This is a genomic window from Bartonella birtlesii IBS 325 (assembly GCF_000273375.1).
Classification (GTDB): Bacteria; Pseudomonadota; Alphaproteobacteria; order Rhizobiales; family Rhizobiaceae; genus Bartonella; species Bartonella birtlesii.
In genome coordinates, this window is record NZ_CM001557.1 from 691625 (window position 1) to 709062 (window position 17438).

Genomic DNA, 17438 nt, shown 5'->3' on the forward strand with positions numbered 1-17438 from the left:
CTTTCAAAAGCATCTAGTGCAATATCTTTTAAGTAATGAAGATTGCTTATTGCCTCACGCTTTTGTTTCTCACGTTTCTTTAATGGGGTCACGACCCTCACGTAAAATAGAGCGTCACCCAGTTGCCAATTCACGCACTTTTTTAAAGGAACATCTCGCAACGTACCCAAACCCATTTCATGGTGGCGCCCATGAAGGGTATAACGATAAGTCTATTGAGCACCTCCATCTTTACGCTTATGAAGAAACAAGCCGACACCATCATTATATTTTCCAGCTCCCAATGTTGCTTACAGCCCTTGCATTAAGACGGTTTATAAGAGCCATTTTTAGTCCTTTCTTATATAAATTTGATCCACACATTCATCCCACTTGTTATGTGCAAAGGAATGATTTTGATTGATTCAAGATAAACAGATTTGAAATGAGAGAATCTTACGTTATTCGGGACTCTTATTCAACGTATAAAACAGTGAAATATCATTATAAATCAATATGTTGTACACGAAGAAAACCAATAATAAAATTTGTTTTCTTATAATCAAAGTGTGCACCTTACCTCTATCAATACACAAATTCAATGTAGCTTTATGTTGGCAATGCATTGATTTATAATGATATTGTTATTTCTTTCTATATTGAGTAAAAGTGCTAAACACAGGACATACTTTCTTATACTCTTTTCAGGTTGCATTTGCTCTTGTATATAAACAGTGTATTAACGTATATGAGATTTTTGCTAAAACTACCGATATAAGTATGCTAATTTCTTTTTTAACTTATCATTGAATAGCTTTTGTTTATTCATGCTAAGAGTTCCTAAAATAATACACTACAACATATCACAGGATTTTCTTTAAGATGTGTGATGTTGTTTTATATTTTTAAGAAATTAATGTGTTATTCAACAGTTGTTTGCATAGAAAAAATTTTAGCTGTATGAAATATGTTTTTTCTTCCCATGTTAGAGTAGAGTACCAGACAAGATAAGGGAAGCTACAGAAAAGTAGATAATAATTCCCATAACATCCACTAAAGTTGCGACAAGAGGAGCTGAAGCACTTGCTGGATCAAATCCAAGACGTTTCAGAATAAAAGGAAGCATGGAGCCAGACAAGGAGCCAAATGTAACAATTCCAACTAAAGCTGTACCTACCGTTATGGCAATGAAAATCCAATGTTCACCATAGTTATAAATACCGAGTTCTTGCCAAATAGCAATACGCATCATTCCAATAACTCCGAGTAAAAGGCCAAGACATATCCCTGCTGGAATTTCACGGAGGATGATTTTCCACCAGTCTTTGAGTGTGAGTTCACGTAATGCTAGTGCACGAATAATGAGGGATGTTGCTTGCGATCCGGAGTTTCCTCCCGAGCTCATGATAAGAGGAATGAATAGTGTGAGAGTGATGACTTTTTCAAGCTCTGTTTCGAAATATTGCATAGCACTTGCTGTCAACATTTCTCCAAGAAAAAGTAAAGCCAGCCAGCCACCACGTTTTTTCATCATCCCTAGAAAGTTGATCTGCATATAGGGTTTATCAAGAGCTTCCATACCTCCAAATTTGTAGGCATCTTCACTCATTTCATCAACCATTGTATCAAGTACGTCGTCAACCGTCACAATACCAATAACATGGTTACAGTCATCGATAACTGGTACAGAAAGAAGATCATGGCGCTGAAAAAGACGAGCGATATCTTCATGATGCGTAAAGGGAGATATTGTAATGGGTGTGTCATGTGTCGAGACGTTTAGAATTTGATCATCAGGAGAGGCAAGAATAAGGTTACGCAGTGAAACAGCCTTGAGAAGAGTACCAGTTTTAGGGTCGATAACATAACTTGTATAAACTGTTTCACGTGTTCGTTCAACATCACGAATATGATCTAGAGTTTTTTTTACGGTCCAGTTTGCTGGAACAGCAATAAACTCTGTTGTCATCAGTGCACCTGCTGTATGATCAGGGTAACTGGTAAGTTTTTTTAGTTCAGCACGTGTTAAGGGTTTGAGCAATGCATAAAGCCGCGTGCGGGTTTCTTTATCCATTTCCTGAAAGACATCAGCAGCAGCATCAGCAGACATGCCATCAAGAATTTCAACTGAACGATTCACAGGAAGAAGTTCAAGAATAGCTGCAGGTTGTTCAAGTTCTGGTTTGTCAAAGAGTTCAATGGTATAATCAAGAGGCAAAAGGCTTAAGATAGCTACGCGTTCCATGATATCGAGATCATTGATGATATCAATCGAGTCAGCAAAATGATAATTCTTTAATTCTTCGGCAAGAGTTTCTGGAGAGGAATTTTTGAAGTCGAAGGTCATTTTAATTTCAGTCATAACAAAGTACCTTCCAAAAAATTGAAGAATTACAAATTCAGATCATGGATAAGATAAAACAAAAATTATAAAAGATTTAAAAAACCACACTTTCCAGTTGCACCCTTCCAATTGTTAATATTTGGAATAAAGTCAAGGATAGATAGCAGGTTATAAACAATTTCATGTATCATATACGTAGAGATTCTCATTTTTATTTATGTCCTCATGATAAAAACTCCTTTATTTATGCTCTTAAAAGAGAGATTTGAAATGCATTTTTGAAATTCACTAAATAAGTTTAGTGTATTACCAATTTATATCGTAAAAGTAATCATTATTACATTAAATTTATAATGGAGATAGAGAGTATTATGACAAAAGCAGCAGTGCTGGACTGGAAGGGACTTTCAGGGCTTCCAGATTTTTTTTCAATAAGTGATGAAGATTTCAAACCCGCTTTTGAACAAGCTCTTCAAGAAGCAGAGGAAGAACTAGAGATGATTGCAACGGTGCGAGAAGCACCAACGCTTGAGAATTTTTTGCAACATTTTGAGCTTTGTGGCAAAGCGCTTGATCGTGTATGTTCAATATTCTTCTTGCGCGCAAGTGCTCATAGTAACGCATTGATTCAGCAGTTAGAGCAAGAATTTGTTGTAAAACTTTCTCACTATTCTTCAAAAATTATGATGGATACACGGATATTTGCAAAAATAGATGTGCTTTATAAACAGTCGCAGCAAGGTATGTATGATAGTGAAACGACACGTGTACTTGAATTATGGTGGAAAAAGTTTGTTTGCAACGGTGCAAAACTTGATGAAAAAGGTAAAAAACGACTTGTTGAAATTAATGAAAAGCTTGCTTTTTTAAATGCTACTTTTGGTCAGCACGTCTTAAAAGATGAAGCTGAATGGGTTTTGTTTTTAGAACAAACAGATTTATCTGGTTTGCCTGATGATCTCATTGCTTCAATGAAAGAAATGGCATGCGAAAGAGGAAATGAAGGAGCTTATGCCTTAACATTAGCACGTTCAGTTGTTGATCCTTTTTTGAAATTCTCTCATCGTCGTGATTTACGTGAAGTAGCATTCCAAGCTTGGTCTAAACGTGGTGAAAATAATAACGAGAATGATAATCGAGCAATTATTTTAGAGATTGTTGCACTTAGAGATGAGAAGGCTAAATTATTGGGGTATAAATCTTTTGCAGATTTAAAGCTTGATAATACCATGGCCAAAAGTGTTAATGCGGTTATGAATTTGCTTACACCTGTATGGGAAAGGGCAAGAGCTAAGGCTTCTAGCGAACAGATTGAATTGCAAAACTTTGCGAACAATCATGGAAGCAATGAAACTTTAAAAGCTTGGGATTGGCGTTATTACGCTGAAAAACTTCGCGCTGAAAAATTTTCTTTCGATAGCTCTGAAATTAAATATTATTTTCAGCTTGATCGCATGATTGAAGCGGCTTTTGGAGTGGCAGAAAAACTCTTTGGCATTACATTTGAAGAAAAAAATGCCGTTACACTTTGGCATCCTGATGCACGTTTGTGGGAAGTAAGAAAATCTGATGGAAGCCTGCTTGGACATTTTATTGGTGATTATTTTGCGCGTTCATCAAAACGGTCTGGGGCATGGATGAGTGGTTTGCAGTCACAACATAAACTGGATTGTGGACAAAAGCCTATTATCTATAATGTTTGTAATTTTGCTAAGCCACCCAAAGGAGAAATTGCCCTTTTATCACTTGATGATGCGCGCACACTTTTCCACGAATTTGGGCATGCGTTGCATGGTTTACTTTCTGATGTAACATGGCCATCTGTAGCGGGAACATCGGTTTCGCGGGATTTTGTTGAACTCCCTTCTCAACTTTACGAACATTGGCTAACTGTACCAGAGGTTTTAAAATCTTATGCTACGCATATAAAAACAGGGCTTCCTATGCCACAAACATTGATGGATAAAGTTTTATCAGCACAGACATTTAATGCTGGTTTTTCTGCAGTTGAATTTACCTCATCAGCTTTAGTGGATATGGCTTTTCATCAAGGCGAAAAGATAACTGATCCAACAATGTTTGAGCGTCAAGAATTAGAAAAGTTACAAATGCCTGATACAATTATTATGCGTCATCGTCCTCCGCATTTTACGCATATATTTTCAGGAGATGGTTATGCCGCTGGTTACTATTCTTATATGTGGTCGGAAGTACTTGATGCTGATGCTTTTCAGGCTTTTGAAGAAACGGGTGACGTTTTTAATTCAAAGCTTGCTGATAGGTTGAAACGTTTTATTTACTCGGCTGGGGGAAGTTGTGATCCAGAAGAGCTTTATAAAGCTTTTCGGGGGCGACTGCCTTCACCGGAGGCAATGATTAAAAAACGTGGACTATAAATTATAACGGTATGGTCTAAACCATACCGTTGTTATATTCTTTTCTGCGGTTGAGATTAATGAAAATCTTCACTCCATCATGGTCCTCTGAGCAGAGATTTTTTATTTTTGTAGCTTTTAATTTGTGGAGAATATGAGACTCTGTGTTTTTACCAGTCATCATGGGAAAGAAAAATTATCAGCTCGGTCTTTTTGATGACCATTTAGTAGAAACCATGATTTTTTTATGAAACTTTGATCTATTTTGTTAAGTAAACCAGTATTTTGTTGTGCCATGTCATCAAGACTCATTGGGAGTTGACGTTCAATATTCTGTGTTTCTTGGGTAAACTTTGGAATGTTGCCATTGATCAAAAGTAAATTTTCATGGGAGAATGTGTGAATATTTAAAATGTTTTCTAATTTTTTTTCTAAATAAGAAGCGAGTTTTTTCTTTCCTTCAGAGGTAAAATTGATACCATCATGAGTGCGTAATCTAATGATTTTTCCATTTGTATCGTAACCTGAAAAAGAAAATTGACCTTGTTCATTAATAAATCCACTCCAGATATCGACAAAATATCCTCCTGCCACTTCTGTTGCTTGTTTGTAGAGCTCATTAAAAAATTTCATTTTTTGTGTTAAATTATCGTTTCCAAAAGCAGGTTGCCCTATCCATATCCATGGTTTCCCAGAAGTATGAAGGATTTCAGCAATTTCGGTAATTCTTTGCTTGTATATGTTTAGCCATTCGGGCTGAAGCGTACCGAATATGCCGTGAAGCGTTTTGATTGGTTGATTATCATTTGCACCTATCACCATAACAATGGCATCGGGTTTATTTTTATTAATGAGTTCATAAATATTGTTTTTCCAAGAAGTCTGATCAGTTTGGATTAAGCCAGAAGTTGGCATTGTATTATTTATAATGATAATATAGCGATTATCAGTAAAAAGTTTTTTGAGTGCATCGGCAACAGCAGAAGCTACAAAGTCCCCGATGACGAGAATACGTTTTGCATTTTCCTCTTTTAGTTTTTGTGCGGGTTTTTGTAATACAGTCTTTTTTAATGGTTTATATATTTTTTGTTCTATAGTTTCCGATGGTTGTTGCTGTTGCTTGTTATGTTGCAACAACCATTTGAAAAAGTTTGTTGCTTTACTTGGAGATGGTTGTATGACAGCCATAGTAAAGAGAGAGAAAAGCAGAAAAATCCAGTATATTGGGCGGAAATGGGACAAACACTTTACTCCAGATTATTGTTTACGCAGAATAGAAAGAACTTCACGGGTTGGATATTCATTTGCCGGTAAGCCATGCCGCAGTTGAAAAGCTTTAAGTGCTTTTCGAGAAGCTGTACCAATTTTGCCATCAACTTCCCCTTTATAATAGCCAAGCGCCATTAAGCGAGATTGCAATTCTTTGCACTCATGAAAAGTAAGAGGCTTGAATGGTCGTTGCCAATCCTGAATCAGTCCAGGATGTCCAGCAATGCGGTTAGCAAGAAGTGCAACCGCGAAAGCGTAGCGATCTGCATTATTATAACGTTTAAGAACAAAGAAATTTTTTGTTACTAAGAATATAGGTCCTTTGGGTCCATCTGGATATTTCAATATTGCGCGTTCAGATGATGAAGGCAAAGGCTGTCCATTCGCGTGTTGTACACCTAGCCTTGCCCATTGCTCGAAGGAATGCCAATCCTCAGGGAGATTTTTCCCTTGCGGTAATTTAACTTCTACTCCCCAAGGAAGGTTAGGTTCCCAACCATTCATATGAAGAAGATTAGCAGCGCTAGCAAGGGCATCTGGAACAGAGGTCCATATATCACGTCGTCCATCCCCGTTCATGTCAATGGCATAAGCAAGATAACTACTTGGAATAAATTGCGTATGTCCCATTGCTCCAGCCCAAGATCCAGCAAGTTGTGCCCGTGTAATTTCACCTCTTTGGAGAATTTTCATAGCAGCAATAAGTTGTGCGTGTGCGTATTTTGCACGTTTTTTATCAGCATAGGCTAGGGTTGCAAGTGAGCGAATGGTATCACGCATTACACCTTTATTTGTTAAAATTTTTCCATAATTACTTTCCATTGACCAAATAGCCAGAAGAATATTGCGGTCAACACCAAAACGTTTCTCAATTTGAGGAAGCCACTTTTGCCATTTTTGGGCTTGGTGCCGTCCTTCCACAATGGCAATATCATGGACACGATTATCGAAATAGTTCCATGAAGGATCAACAAATTCTGGCTGGTATGCGGCTCTTTTTAAAACTTCTGGATCAATCGCATTTATGTCTTTAAAAGCCATATCAAACGTGGAAGGTAAAATATTGTTGGCAAGAGCTGTTTTTCTAAATTCTTTAATCCAATATTTAAAACCACTATCAGCATATGAAAATTGTGCAAAAAACATGCAAAAAGCAGCAAAACTTATGATAAAAGTTTCCCGATTTGTCGTTTTCTTTAAAGAAGAAAAAATTTTAGATTCTATTTTTTGCATTTTTAAATTCCCCTAAATATTCAAATCTTTTGATACGCAAGGATTTCATTTTTGTATTTGGTATCATTGATTATGTTATCAAGCGCGTAAAAAAGCTGAAACAGATTATTTGTTTTGAAGGAATATTCTCAATAAATTATTATATTCTTGCATCTCTTCCCTGTCCATTATAATAGCAATCAAAACAATAAGATATCTTTTTTACCATTTAGTAAAAACATATGTTAAATGAAATCAGAAATTTATAAGCTTCATGGGAAGCAGGAGGGTTAGAGTGCGTAAAATCCGGAAGGCAGTATTTCCTGTGGCGGGTCTTGGTACACGTTTTCTTCCCGCAACAAAAACAATTCCTAAAGAAATGCTGACTGTTGTTGATAAGCCCGTTATCCAATATGTTGTAGATGAGGCACGTGAAGCTGGTATTGAGCATTTTATTTTTGTTACTGGACGCAATAAAGCAGTTATTGAGGATTATTTTGATGCGCAAATTGAGTTATATACGACTCTTGCCGAACGTGGAAAAAGAGAAGAACTTGAACATTTACATGGTTTGCAGCCTCCACCGGGTACAACTTCTTTTACGAGGCAACAGCAGCCTTTGGGGCTAGGACATGCTCTTTGGTGTGCACGTGAATTAGTTGGAAGAGAGCCTTTTGCTTTGTTATTACCGGATATGCTTATACAAGCTAAAAAGGGCTGCCTTTCTGAGATGATCAATCTTTATGAGGAAACGGGTGGAGGAAATATCATCGCGGTTCAGGAGTGCGATCCTGAAGAAGCCCATAAATATGGTATTGTTGGACAAGGAAAGCAGATTGCAAACGGTTTTAAAATCACAAAAATGGTAGAAAAACCAACAAAAGGAACAGCACCGTCAAATCTATATATTAATGGACGTTATATCTTGCAACCAGAAATTTTTAATATTCTTTCTAATCAAGAACGAGGAGCAGGAAATGAAATTCAATTAACAGATGCGATGGTACGGCTTTCAAAGGAGCAGGATTTTTTTGGTTTCCAGTTAGAGGGTCTTACTTTTGATTGTGGTTCTAAAGCTGGTTTTATTGAAGCCAATGTTGCATTTTCTTTAGCGCGTGCTGATATGCATAGACAAATTTCTGCTTCATTAAAAAATTTACTAGAAACTATTAAAATTGAAAAATAATATAGATCTCTCGTTTAATTTCATCTATCAAACTTGATTATGATAATACAGTCTTCTTATATGGTGTCGAAGGGCGCCATTACATCGGCGCTTAAAACGCTTGCGAGTGAAAAACAAGGACTTGAAGCTCTTGAAGTAGCTCTTCTTGGAAGTCTTTCTTCTTCTTTTGAAGCTGCTGTTCAAACTATCAGAAATGCTAATGGTCATGTAGTGATTACGGGGCTTGGGAAGAGTGGTCATATAGGTACAAAAATTGCAGCAACCTTAGCTTCGACGGGGACACCTGCTTTTTTTGTTCACGCTGCAGAAGCCAATCATGGTGATCTTGGTATGATTGGCTCTGATGATGTTATTCTTGCTTTGTCATGGTCAGGTGAAACTTTGGAATTGAGTGGCATTATTAATCATGCTGCGCGTTTTCGCACGCCCCTTATTGCCATAACCTCGGGTGAAAGCTCTGTATTAGGACGACAAGCTGATATCGTACTCTTGTTGCCAAAGATAGAAGAAGCCTGTCCCCACGGGCTTGCTCCTACAACTTCAACTGTTATGCAATTGGCATTGGGAGATGCATTAGCTGTTGCTCTTTTAGAAATGCGTGGTTTTACTGCAACGGATTTTAAAATTTATCATCCTGCTGGTTCTCTTGGTGCAAGCCTAAAATATGTGCGTGATATTATGCATAAGGGTAACCGTCTTCCTTTGGTTGCGCAGGGGACAACTATGACTGAAGCGATGAATGTTTTGGTTGAAAAACATTTTGGCTGTGTTGGTGTTGTCAATAAAAAAGGTGAATTAATTGGGATTGTGACCGATGGTGACCTTGCACGCAACATTCACTTTAACTTATCAAAATTTAATGTTGATGAGGTGATGACGAAAAATCCTAAAATTGTAGAACCAAATACACTAGTTGGTGCTGCAACGGCGTTTATTAATGATCATCATATTGGTGCTTTTTTCGTTGTTGAGGATAAAAAGCCGGTGGGGATTGTTCATTTTCATGATCTTTTGCGTATCGGCGCAGCATAAATGAGATTGCTCATATGAGATCAAATTTGTTCTAGAGTAAAAAAGAAAAATTTTATTATATAGTAGCTTTGTTGAGATTTTTAGGAAAAGTAGATTCGCTTTACATATTTCATGGCTCTTTGCAAAATTTTCTGGCAGAGGATTGTATCAGTATTTTGCGTATTTTAAGAGAAAAGCCCATCAGGAGGAAAGTTTATACCTCCTGACATGTAAATTTACTATCTTCCTAAAAGAAGCTATAACTTTTATTTACTTAAAATTTTCTTTTAAGAGCAAATTGTGATCCTGTATATGATGTGCAGAGAAGTTGTGTTGCATCTCGTGATATCATACAGCTCACTTTAGAGATTGTTCCACGGAGAATGGAGCGTATTTCAATTTCTATATGTTGGGCACTAACATAATTATAGGTACCTTCTGATAGTTTTTCTTCTGTATCTGCTGCGCGCGTTTCAAAAATTCCCTCACGGAAAGAAGAAATGATACCGTTTTCATCAACCCACTTACCATCAATTCCAGTCGGTATATTTTGGCCATGATATTGTGAAAATCCACAAGAACTTAATAGCAAAGCGGTGACTGTAAGACATAAAATACGACAGGTGTGTTTCATTTATTTTACTCTAAATTTATGTTATTTTGCTCTCTAGCTTCTATAACATTGTTAAATTACTCTCTGAGTCAAGATAAAAAATTTGATGAGAACCAATGAAAAAGCAAAAGGATAGAAAAAAATGCCTTAATGTTATATTTAATTAACAGCTTTATGAAGTTCGTAGATAAAACACGAGAGGTGGATATTTCTTATGGTTTACAACAATTTTTATATTAAGCTGTTTAGTAGTCTCAAAGGAGATTATTAAAATTATGATTGGTCCCATTCTTGTTGCGAGTGAAGATTATGGAAGACGTATAGAGCTTTCTGCTATGCTCCGAGGTTTTGGTCACCGTGTCATTGAAGCAGAAAATGGTCTGCGTGCGATTGATCTTTTACACAGACGTAAAAGTATTGTGCTTGCACTCCTTGATGTCGCTATGAGTGATTTGAGTGTGGGTGATGTAATTAAAATGATTAGAGTTGCTGGTGTTTCTATTCCTATTGTTGTGATAGCACAACAAGAGAATCTGGAGTTACTCCAGAAAGCTTTGACAGCTGGGGCTATTGATTATTGGATTTATCCAGTTACACCACTGCGGTTAAGGGTCACTTTGGATACTCTTTCTCTCCTTTCTGCGTTGGAGCGGGAGGTGAGTTATATTCGGCGAAAAAATGAGAATCATTTACGATTCTCTGATCTTTGCATAAAAAGCAGGGCTATGCAGATAGTTCTAGAACAATCGAGAAGTGCAGCGGCTTCTCTACAGAATCTTTTGATAGAAGGTGAAGGTGGTACTGGCCGTGAAACATTAGCGCGCATTATTCATCATGAGAGTTTGTTATCGGAGGGATCTTTTATTCGTTTCCAATGTTCAGCGATTATAGATCCAGAGGAAGAAGATCGCCAGTGGTTTAAAGAATTTCTACCACTGGTTTCTTCTCTTGAAAAAGGCACACTTTGCCTTTGTGATGTTGAGCGTCTCGAGCCCATACAACAAAAGCGCTTTGCAAGTTATCTTCAAGAGAGGGAGAAGGCTACAAAGAATACTCCTCCTTCTTCTCGTATTATAGCTATTTCAGCATCGCGGCTTTTAGATTTGGTTAAAGAAGGTTGTTTTTCGCGTAGTTTGTTTGAACAACTTTCTCAATTATCGATCCGCATTCCTGCTTTGCGAGAATTGAGAGATGATTTTCCAGAGCTTACACAACGTTTAATTGACCGTATCGTTATCGAAACGGGGCGATCGCATGTACATGGTTTAGCAGGATCAGCTCTTTCATTGCTTATGCAGTATGATTGGCCTGGTAATCGGAGCGAACTTGAAAACATTTTATTTCGTGCAGTTTTACTCAGCGAGGGACCATTGTTAACTGTTCGAGATTTTCCTCAATTAATGGGGAATCCGTTTATAAATATTCCTAATATTATTGAGAGTGATGTTCAAGAAGATCATGAGCAAAAGTCGATACAGTTTTTAAATGCTGATGGTCATGTTCGGACTTTTGCAGAGATGGAACATGATATTATCGAGAAAGCAGTTAAACATTATAAAGGGCATATGAGTGAGATTGCTCGCCGTCTTCATATTGGTCGCTCTACACTTTATCGAAAAATAGAAGGATTGAGAATAAGAAGAAGCCAAGAACGAAAATAAGGTTCACCATAAATCTTTATTTATGAGAAGCATAATTTTCTAAATTAAAGTATAGTTGCTTTTAAAATATGTAGTGGAGGGCTTTAGGCTTTTAAAATAGTGTAGATCTAAGTTATTGAGAGTTTTGAAAATTTAAGAAATATTAATTTTATTTTATAAAATCATTTTCAATTTTCTTTATTGAGCCTTCACAACGTAAGATGAGTTCACCACCATTTAAGATAAGAGATAGTTTTATACTTCTAACAGTAAACCTAAAATTTCGAAATCATTGATATTAAGTTTATATTCTTTTAAGCAAGAGGGGGCATTCTATCCATTACAATGATGAAGATAGTATCATTATTTTAATATTGTGATTTATATCACGAGTGGTACAATGGTTTAAAAATGGAAAGTTTGTTTTCTTTGACTCTGCTACAGATTATTATCGGTTTTATCATCTTTTTTTTGTTGCCTCTATGTTGGCTATCTACACCTATGGGCGTTTTATGAAAAATGCTAGGGGGGGATGTTCTTATGCATTGACTGTTGAAAAAGATAAAACCAAGCTTGATCGTATAGTAAGTCAATTGGCAAAAGAAACAGGTGGTTTAGGGGTTGATAAAGACGCTCTTTCACTCATCATTAGCAATTTGGATGCATTTTGTGTTCGTGCAATAGGAGCGGCACAGGCTGGGCGTAGTCTTGATCTGATGTATTATATTTGGGATGATGATTTAACAGGGCGCTTATTATTAAGTGAGATAGTGGAAGCAGCAGATCGTGGTGTTCGTGTGCGTCTTCTTCTAGATGATATTAACGCTCAAGCACGTGATCCAGCTTATATTGCGCTGGATAAACATCCTCATATCGAGGTAAGAATGTTTAATCCAGGGCGTTCCCGTAAGGGAGGATTACGCCGTGGTTTAGAGATTATTTTACGGGCAATTACTGTAACACGCAGGATGCATAATAAAGCTTTTATTGTGGATGGCCGAATGGCTTTTGTAGGAGGGCGCAATCTTGCAGATTCTTATTTTGATGCTGGTGAAAAATCACATTTTCGAGATTTAGATTTGATGTTAATTGGTCCTTCGGTTAAAAAGGTAGAAAGCATTTTTGATGACTTTTGGAATAGCGCTGTTGTCTTACCGATTCATACTTTAGTTGTTCCAAAAAGTGCAAGCGATCTTGGTTATTGGAAGGATAAATTACGCAAATTTCGTGATTCTAAGGTTGCAAAAGTTTATCTAGATTATGTGAAAGAGCATATTAATTTTGATTGTTTTATCCAGACAGGAAAGCGATTATTTTTAGCAGATAAAGTTGTCGTTCTTTCTGATCCTCCGGAAAAAGCGTTGCGCAAAAAAGCGGGAAATTGGCTCATGAAGGCACTCTCACAGGTTATTGATGATGCCAAAAAAACAGTTCAGATTACATCGCCTTATTTTGTTCCTGGTAAGGTGGGTACACAGAATCTTCGCAATTTGGTTTCAAAGGGTGTTGATGTCAAAATTCTTACAAATTCTTTGGCAGCAACCGATGTGGCGCTGGTACATGGTGGTTATGTACCATATCGTAAAGCATTATTGAAAAGTGGTGTTAAGCTTTATGAATTAAAACAAGATGGAAACGCACACGGATTACGATTATTTCCCTCAAGCAAAGCGACTTTACATACTAAAGCTTTTTTAGTTGATCGTAAAACCGCTTTTATTGGCTCTTTAAATTTTGATCCCAGATCAGCTGCGTTGAATACAGAAATGGGAATTCTTTTTGAATGTGCACCAATTACAGCGAGGTTAGATTTGCTTTTTTCTGAAGAAACAACGGGTGAAATGAGTTATCATCTTCGCCTTGGTGATAATAACCGTATTTATTGGGATTTTATTGAAAATAAAAAACAGCAAAGCGTTGACTATGAGCCAGAAAGTAATTTTTGGCGCCGTGCGTTTACTAAAATAATAAGTTGGTTACCTATTGAATCACAATTGTAGATTTTATAAACTATAATCAGAAAATTATTTTAATTTTTCTTTCTGTTTTTTTGGGAGCATGGCATAATTTTCTGCCAATCCGCAACATATAACGTATAAGAACTGCAGTTGTATTTTAAAGCACCTTGCGGTGTTTTGTTATAAAAGGAATTTGGCTATGGCAAAGATTGTTGAAACAGGGACAGGTGCGTTGGCACTGACTTTTGATGATGTGCTTTTACAACCTGGTCATTCTCTTGTTATGCCCAGCCAGGTAGATCTTAAGACGCGTATAGCAGCTGATATTGAGTTGAATTTACCATTACTTTCTGCGGCAATGGATACTGTGACAGAATCGCGTTTAGCAATTGCTATGGCCCAAGCGGGTGGTCTTGGTGTTATCCATCGTAATATGTCTCCTGCAGAGCAGGCTGAAGAAGTGCATCAAGTAAAGAAATTTGAATCTGGTATGGTTGTTAATCCAGTAACAATTGGGCCAGATGCAACACTTGAAGAAGCAAAAGCTTTGATGCGTTCTCATGGTATTTCGGGTATTCCAGTTGTTGAAAATGGTGCTAAAGATAAAACTGCTGGGTGTCTTGTTGGCATTTTAACAAATAGGGATGTACGTTTTGCATCGGATCCAAAACAAAAAATTTATGAATTAATGACGCATGAAAATTTGATCACAGTGCGTGAAAATGTCCAACTCAGTGAAGCGAAGTATCTTTTACATCATCACCGTATTGAAAAATTATTGGTTGTAGATGAACAAAATCGCTGTGTCGGCTTGATAACAGTTAAGGATATTGAAAAAGCACAATTAAATCCAAATGCTGCCAAAGATTCCCAAGGACGCTTGCGTGTTGCAGCTGCTAGTAGTGTGGGGAAAGATGGAATTGAGCGGGCTGAACGACTCATTGATGCTGGTGTTGATGTATTAGTGATTGATACAGCACATGGGCATTCTCAACGTGTGCTAGAAACCGTTGAGCAAATTAAAAAAATGGCACCCTTTACAGCTGTTATTGCTGGTAATGTAGCGACTTCGCAAGCAACGCAGGCGTTAATTGATTGTGGCGCAGATGCAGTGAAGGTTGGTATTGGTCCTGGTTCTATTTGCACAACACGAATTGTTGCAGGTGTTGGTGTGCCTCAACTTGCAGCTATTATGAATGCTGCAGAAGTTGCTGAAAAAGCAGGGATTCCTGTCATTGCGGATGGTGGGATTAAAGCTTCAGGTGATTTTGCTAAAGCTTTAGCAGGTGGGGCTTGTGCTGCTATGATCGGTTCTCTTTTAGCAGGTACAGAAGAAAGTCCTGGTGAAGTTTATCTTTATCAAGGACGGTCTTTTAAAGCCTATCGCGGTATGGGATCGGTTGGTGCTATGGCACGGGGATCGGCAGATCGTTATTTTCAGGATGAAGTGCGTGATGAGCTTAAATTGGTTCCTGAAGGTGTGGAAGGTCAAGTGGCTTATAAAGGTCCTATAGCATCGGTTCTACATCAGCTTGCTGGTGGATTGCGTGCTTCGATGGGGTATGTTGGAGCGAAAGATCTAGCAGAGTTTCGTAAAAAAGCAACGTTTGTTCGTATCACCAATGCCGGGCTCCATGAAAGTCATACACATGATGTTTCTATTACACGAGAGAGTCCAAACTACCGAGGTCCTGTTTGATGTATAAGAGTTTAGAGCCATGTTACATAGCATAAAATCTTTTGAGAGAAGAGAGGAAGTCTACCATTTTTTCTCTTTGTGATGTGGTGCAACGATCCTAAAAAGGAAAGAATTGGAGGCTGATGTCCCAATTCTTTCTGTAGGTTATATAAAATTAAGGAAATTAACTTTTTGTAGTTTTCCGTACCGACTTTGACGCGCGTTGGCGAGTGTTAGCCTGATCACCTTGGACGGATTTCTTGGCATTGTTTGAGGGTGTTGTATTGTGACGGCTTTTAGATGAAGTTGTTTTCCCATTATTGTAAGTATTCATTATTTTCTCCTTTTAAATTAGCTGACTTAAAGCCAGCACAATAAAAACGGTCATGCCAAATAGTGGTTCCAAGCGTTTTTTAAAAAGTTAATATTTTATTAAGAATAAGTAGGGCTGTTTTTTCACATTTTCAGAAAGAGAGCATTTTCAAGATAGTGAATACTTGATGTTATGTGCTGTTATATAAGGCTACAAAATTCTTATTTTATGCAGTAATTAAAAGTTTGGTGGTTTTGCGTACGTATAACTGGAAGAGGTATCTTAGAGATGACTACTTGTCTTGCAGTGTCAAAAAGGATTCCATCTATTTTAGAAAGTTAAAAGGTGCGCATAAGGAGCACATAAGAAGAAAAGTTTGGATGCTATAAAAAAGCGTAATCAGAATCTGCTTCTAATGTAAATTTTACATGGGTTTGAGAAAATTCCGTTGGTGTTAAAAAAGATGAATTTGTTTTTTCTTAAATTGTGTAGAGTCTTGTAAAAATTAAAATAGGAGAAATCAATGCGCTTAGGTGGGCGTTTATATGCGGCAATAGATATTCTAAAAGAGATAGAAACTCGGCATCGCCCAATAGGTGAAGCTTTAAAAGATTGGGGACTTTCTCATCGCTTTGCTGGAGCAAGCGACCGGGCTGCAATTGGTACAATCGTTTATGATGTTTTAAGACGACGTTATTCTTTACAATGGCGTATGGAGAGTGATGACATGAGGGATGTCGTTTTCGGCACCTTATTAGATACTGGAAAAATGACGATTGAACAAGTTGATAGTGAATTAGAAGGAGATAGATTTGCACCGCAGGTATTAGGTTCTAAACAGCGCCAATCGTGGCAAAAACAGCAATTAATTGATGCGCCAGACTATATTCGTGGTGATATTCCTCAATGGTGTCAAGCCCATCTTTTTCCTGTATTTACCGACAATTGGGTCATTGAAGCTGCTGCATTAGCAACACGTCCTTCTTTAGATTTACGCGTGAATAGCTTGAAGGCAACACCAGAAAAGGTATTCAAAGAATTAGCAAAAACCAAAGCTCAACCGTTGTTATGGTTCCGGCAAGCTTTAAGAATTGCGCCGATTGAAAAGTTTGGCCGTCATCCCAATGTTCAGATGGAGCCAGCTTTTCAAAGGGGACACTTTGAAATACAGGATTTGGGATCTCAGATTGTTACTTATCTTGTAGAAGCAAAGGCAGGTATGCAGGTGTTGGATTATTGTGCTGGAGCTGGTGGAAAAACATTAGCCTTAGCTGCCAGTATGGAGAATCAGGGACAAATTTATGCTTATGATTCAAACAAAGCCCGCTTGGCTCCCATTTTTGATCGTCTTCGACGTGCCGGTGTTCGTAATGTACAGGCACGTGGGAATGTAGAAGAATTAAAACCGTTGGTCGGTCAGATGGATATTGTGCTGCTAGACGCGCCATGTAGTGGTACAGGAACATGGCGGCGGCGGCCAGATACGAAGTGGCGTTTGACGTTAGAACAGGTAAAACAACGCCAAACAGAACAAAAGGTTATTTTGAATGAGGCTATAGATTATCTTAAACCAAACGGGCGTTTAGTCTATATTACATGCTCTCTTTTTGTGGATGAAAATGAGGAACAAATTTTCCGTTTTCTTCAACAGCATTCCAATTTTTATCCAATAAATATGCGTGCACTTTGGCAACAACATTTTAGTTTTTCGTCTGTGCAACCAAATTTTTCAAATCATGGACTTACTTTATCGCCAGCAGCAACAAAAACAGATGGTTTCTTTTTGTCTGTGTTGCAAAAAAAACATTGATACATATTTTTGATTTTTTATCTTAGATTTTACGAGAAAAATCTTTTTCT

The 17438-nt window shown here is 37.5% G+C and carries 11 protein-coding genes and 2 pseudogenes; 7 read left to right on the forward strand and 6 right to left on the reverse strand.

The genetic code is table 11. From position 1 onward, the window contains the following. Positions 1-327, reverse strand: a pseudogene (locus QWU_RS10300) (Arm DNA-binding domain-containing protein); the annotation flags it as partial. A 637-nt stretch (positions 328-964) separates the two neighbouring features. Further along, the gene (mgtE, locus tag QWU_RS03440; protein WP_006588965.1) at positions 965-2341 is read right to left on the reverse strand and encodes a magnesium transporter; all 1377 of its coding nucleotides are present in this window, start codon (positions 2339-2341) and stop codon (positions 965-967) included. 353 nt (positions 2342-2694) lie between these two features. Between mgtE and QWU_RS03445 the strand changes: the two genes are divergently transcribed. After that, positions 2695-4719 (forward strand): M3 family metallopeptidase, encoded by a 2025-nt coding sequence (locus tag QWU_RS03445; protein WP_017196203.1) that lies wholly within the window; start codon positions 2695-2697, stop codon positions 4717-4719. 159 nt (positions 4720-4878) lie between these two features. On the opposite strand, the gene QWU_RS03455 is transcribed toward QWU_RS03445, so the two are convergent. Both QWU_RS03455 and QWU_RS03460 read right to left on the reverse strand, forming a co-directional pair. Continuing rightward, a complete protein-coding gene (locus tag QWU_RS03455) occupies positions 4879-5886 on the reverse strand; it encodes an SGNH/GDSL hydrolase family protein (protein ID WP_017196204.1) in 1008 nt (335 codons plus the stop codon). A gap of 69 nt (positions 5887-5955) precedes the next feature. Beyond that, entirely contained in the window at positions 5956-7200 is a 1245-nt protein-coding gene (locus QWU_RS03460) for a lytic murein transglycosylase (protein ID WP_017196205.1), read from the reverse strand. 274 nt (positions 7201-7474) lie between these two features. Between QWU_RS03460 and galU the strand changes: the two genes are divergently transcribed. Then, the gene (galU, locus tag QWU_RS03465) at positions 7475-8365 is read left to right on the forward strand and encodes a UTP--glucose-1-phosphate uridylyltransferase GalU (protein WP_006588970.1); all 891 of its coding nucleotides are present in this window, start codon (positions 7475-7477) and stop codon (positions 8363-8365) included. A 39-nt stretch (positions 8366-8404) separates the two neighbouring features. Continuing rightward, a complete protein-coding gene (locus QWU_RS03470; protein WP_006588971.1) occupies positions 8405-9397 on the forward strand; it encodes a KpsF/GutQ family sugar-phosphate isomerase in 993 nt (330 codons plus the stop codon). Positions 9398-9650: 253 nt separating this feature from the next. On the opposite strand, the gene omp10 is transcribed toward QWU_RS03470, so the two are convergent. Continuing rightward, on the reverse strand, positions 9651-10010 hold the full coding sequence (gene omp10 / locus QWU_RS03475) for an outer membrane lipoprotein Omp10 (RefSeq protein ID WP_006588972.1): 360 nt from the start codon (positions 10008-10010) through the stop codon (positions 9651-9653). Positions 10011-10264: 254 nt separating this feature from the next. Here omp10 and QWU_RS03480 point away from each other — a divergent pair, with 254 nt between their 5' ends. From QWU_RS03480 to guaB, 3 genes and pseudogenes are all read left to right on the forward strand, one after another. Then, on the forward strand, positions 10265-11650 hold the full coding sequence (locus QWU_RS03480) for a sigma-54-dependent transcriptional regulator (protein ID WP_006588973.1): 1386 nt from the start codon (positions 10265-10267) through the stop codon (positions 11648-11650). Between the two features lie 408 nt (positions 11651-12058). Further along, a pseudogene (locus QWU_RS03485) lies at positions 12059-13629 on the forward strand (phospholipase D-like domain-containing protein). A 157-nt stretch (positions 13630-13786) separates the two neighbouring features. Next, positions 13787-15286: an IMP dehydrogenase gene (guaB, locus tag QWU_RS03490; RefSeq protein ID WP_006588975.1), complete on the forward strand. Its 1500-nt coding sequence runs from the start codon at positions 13787-13789 to the stop codon at positions 15284-15286. A gap of 163 nt (positions 15287-15449) precedes the next feature. On the opposite strand, the gene QWU_RS10120 is transcribed toward guaB, so the two are convergent. Beyond that, positions 15450-15599 (reverse strand): hypothetical protein, encoded by a 150-nt coding sequence (locus QWU_RS10120; RefSeq protein WP_006588976.1) that lies wholly within the window; start codon positions 15597-15599, stop codon positions 15450-15452. Between the two features lie 502 nt (positions 15600-16101). On the opposite strand from QWU_RS10120, the gene QWU_RS03500 reads away from it, so the two are divergent. Further along, positions 16102-17388 carry an RsmB/NOP family class I SAM-dependent RNA methyltransferase gene (locus QWU_RS03500; protein ID WP_006588977.1) on the forward strand — a complete coding sequence of 429 codons (1287 nt, stop codon included), beginning with the start codon at positions 16102-16104 and terminating at the stop codon, positions 17386-17388. The last annotated feature ends 50 nt before the right edge of the window (positions 17389-17438 follow it).

Coding starts and splice junctions, on each gene's coding strand:
- QWU_RS03480 (WP_006588973.1), top strand. CDS start 10,265: ATGATTGGTCCCATTCTTGTTGCGAGTGAAGATTATGGAAGACGTATA.
- QWU_RS10120 (WP_006588976.1), bottom strand. CDS start 15,599: ATGAATACTTACAATAATGGGAAAACAACTTCATCTAAAAGCCGTCAC.
- guaB (WP_006588975.1), top strand. CDS start 13,787: ATGGCAAAGATTGTTGAAACAGGGACAGGTGCGTTGGCACTGACTTTT.
- QWU_RS03460 (WP_017196205.1), bottom strand. CDS start 7,200: ATGCAAAAAATAGAATCTAAAATTTTTTCTTCTTTAAAGAAAACGACA.
- omp10 (WP_006588972.1), bottom strand. CDS start 10,010: ATGAAACACACCTGTCGTATTTTATGTCTTACAGTCACCGCTTTGCTA.
- QWU_RS03470 (WP_006588971.1), top strand. CDS start 8,405: ATGATAATACAGTCTTCTTATATGGTGTCGAAGGGCGCCATTACATCG.
- mgtE (WP_006588965.1), bottom strand. CDS start 2,341: ATGACTGAAATTAAAATGACCTTCGACTTCAAAAATTCCTCTCCAGAA.
- QWU_RS03500 (WP_006588977.1), top strand. CDS start 16,102: ATGCGCTTAGGTGGGCGTTTATATGCGGCAATAGATATTCTAAAAGAG.
- QWU_RS03455 (WP_017196204.1), bottom strand. CDS start 5,886: ATGGCTGTCATACAACCATCTCCAAGTAAAGCAACAAACTTTTTCAAA.
- QWU_RS03445 (WP_017196203.1), top strand. CDS start 2,695: ATGACAAAAGCAGCAGTGCTGGACTGGAAGGGACTTTCAGGGCTTCCA.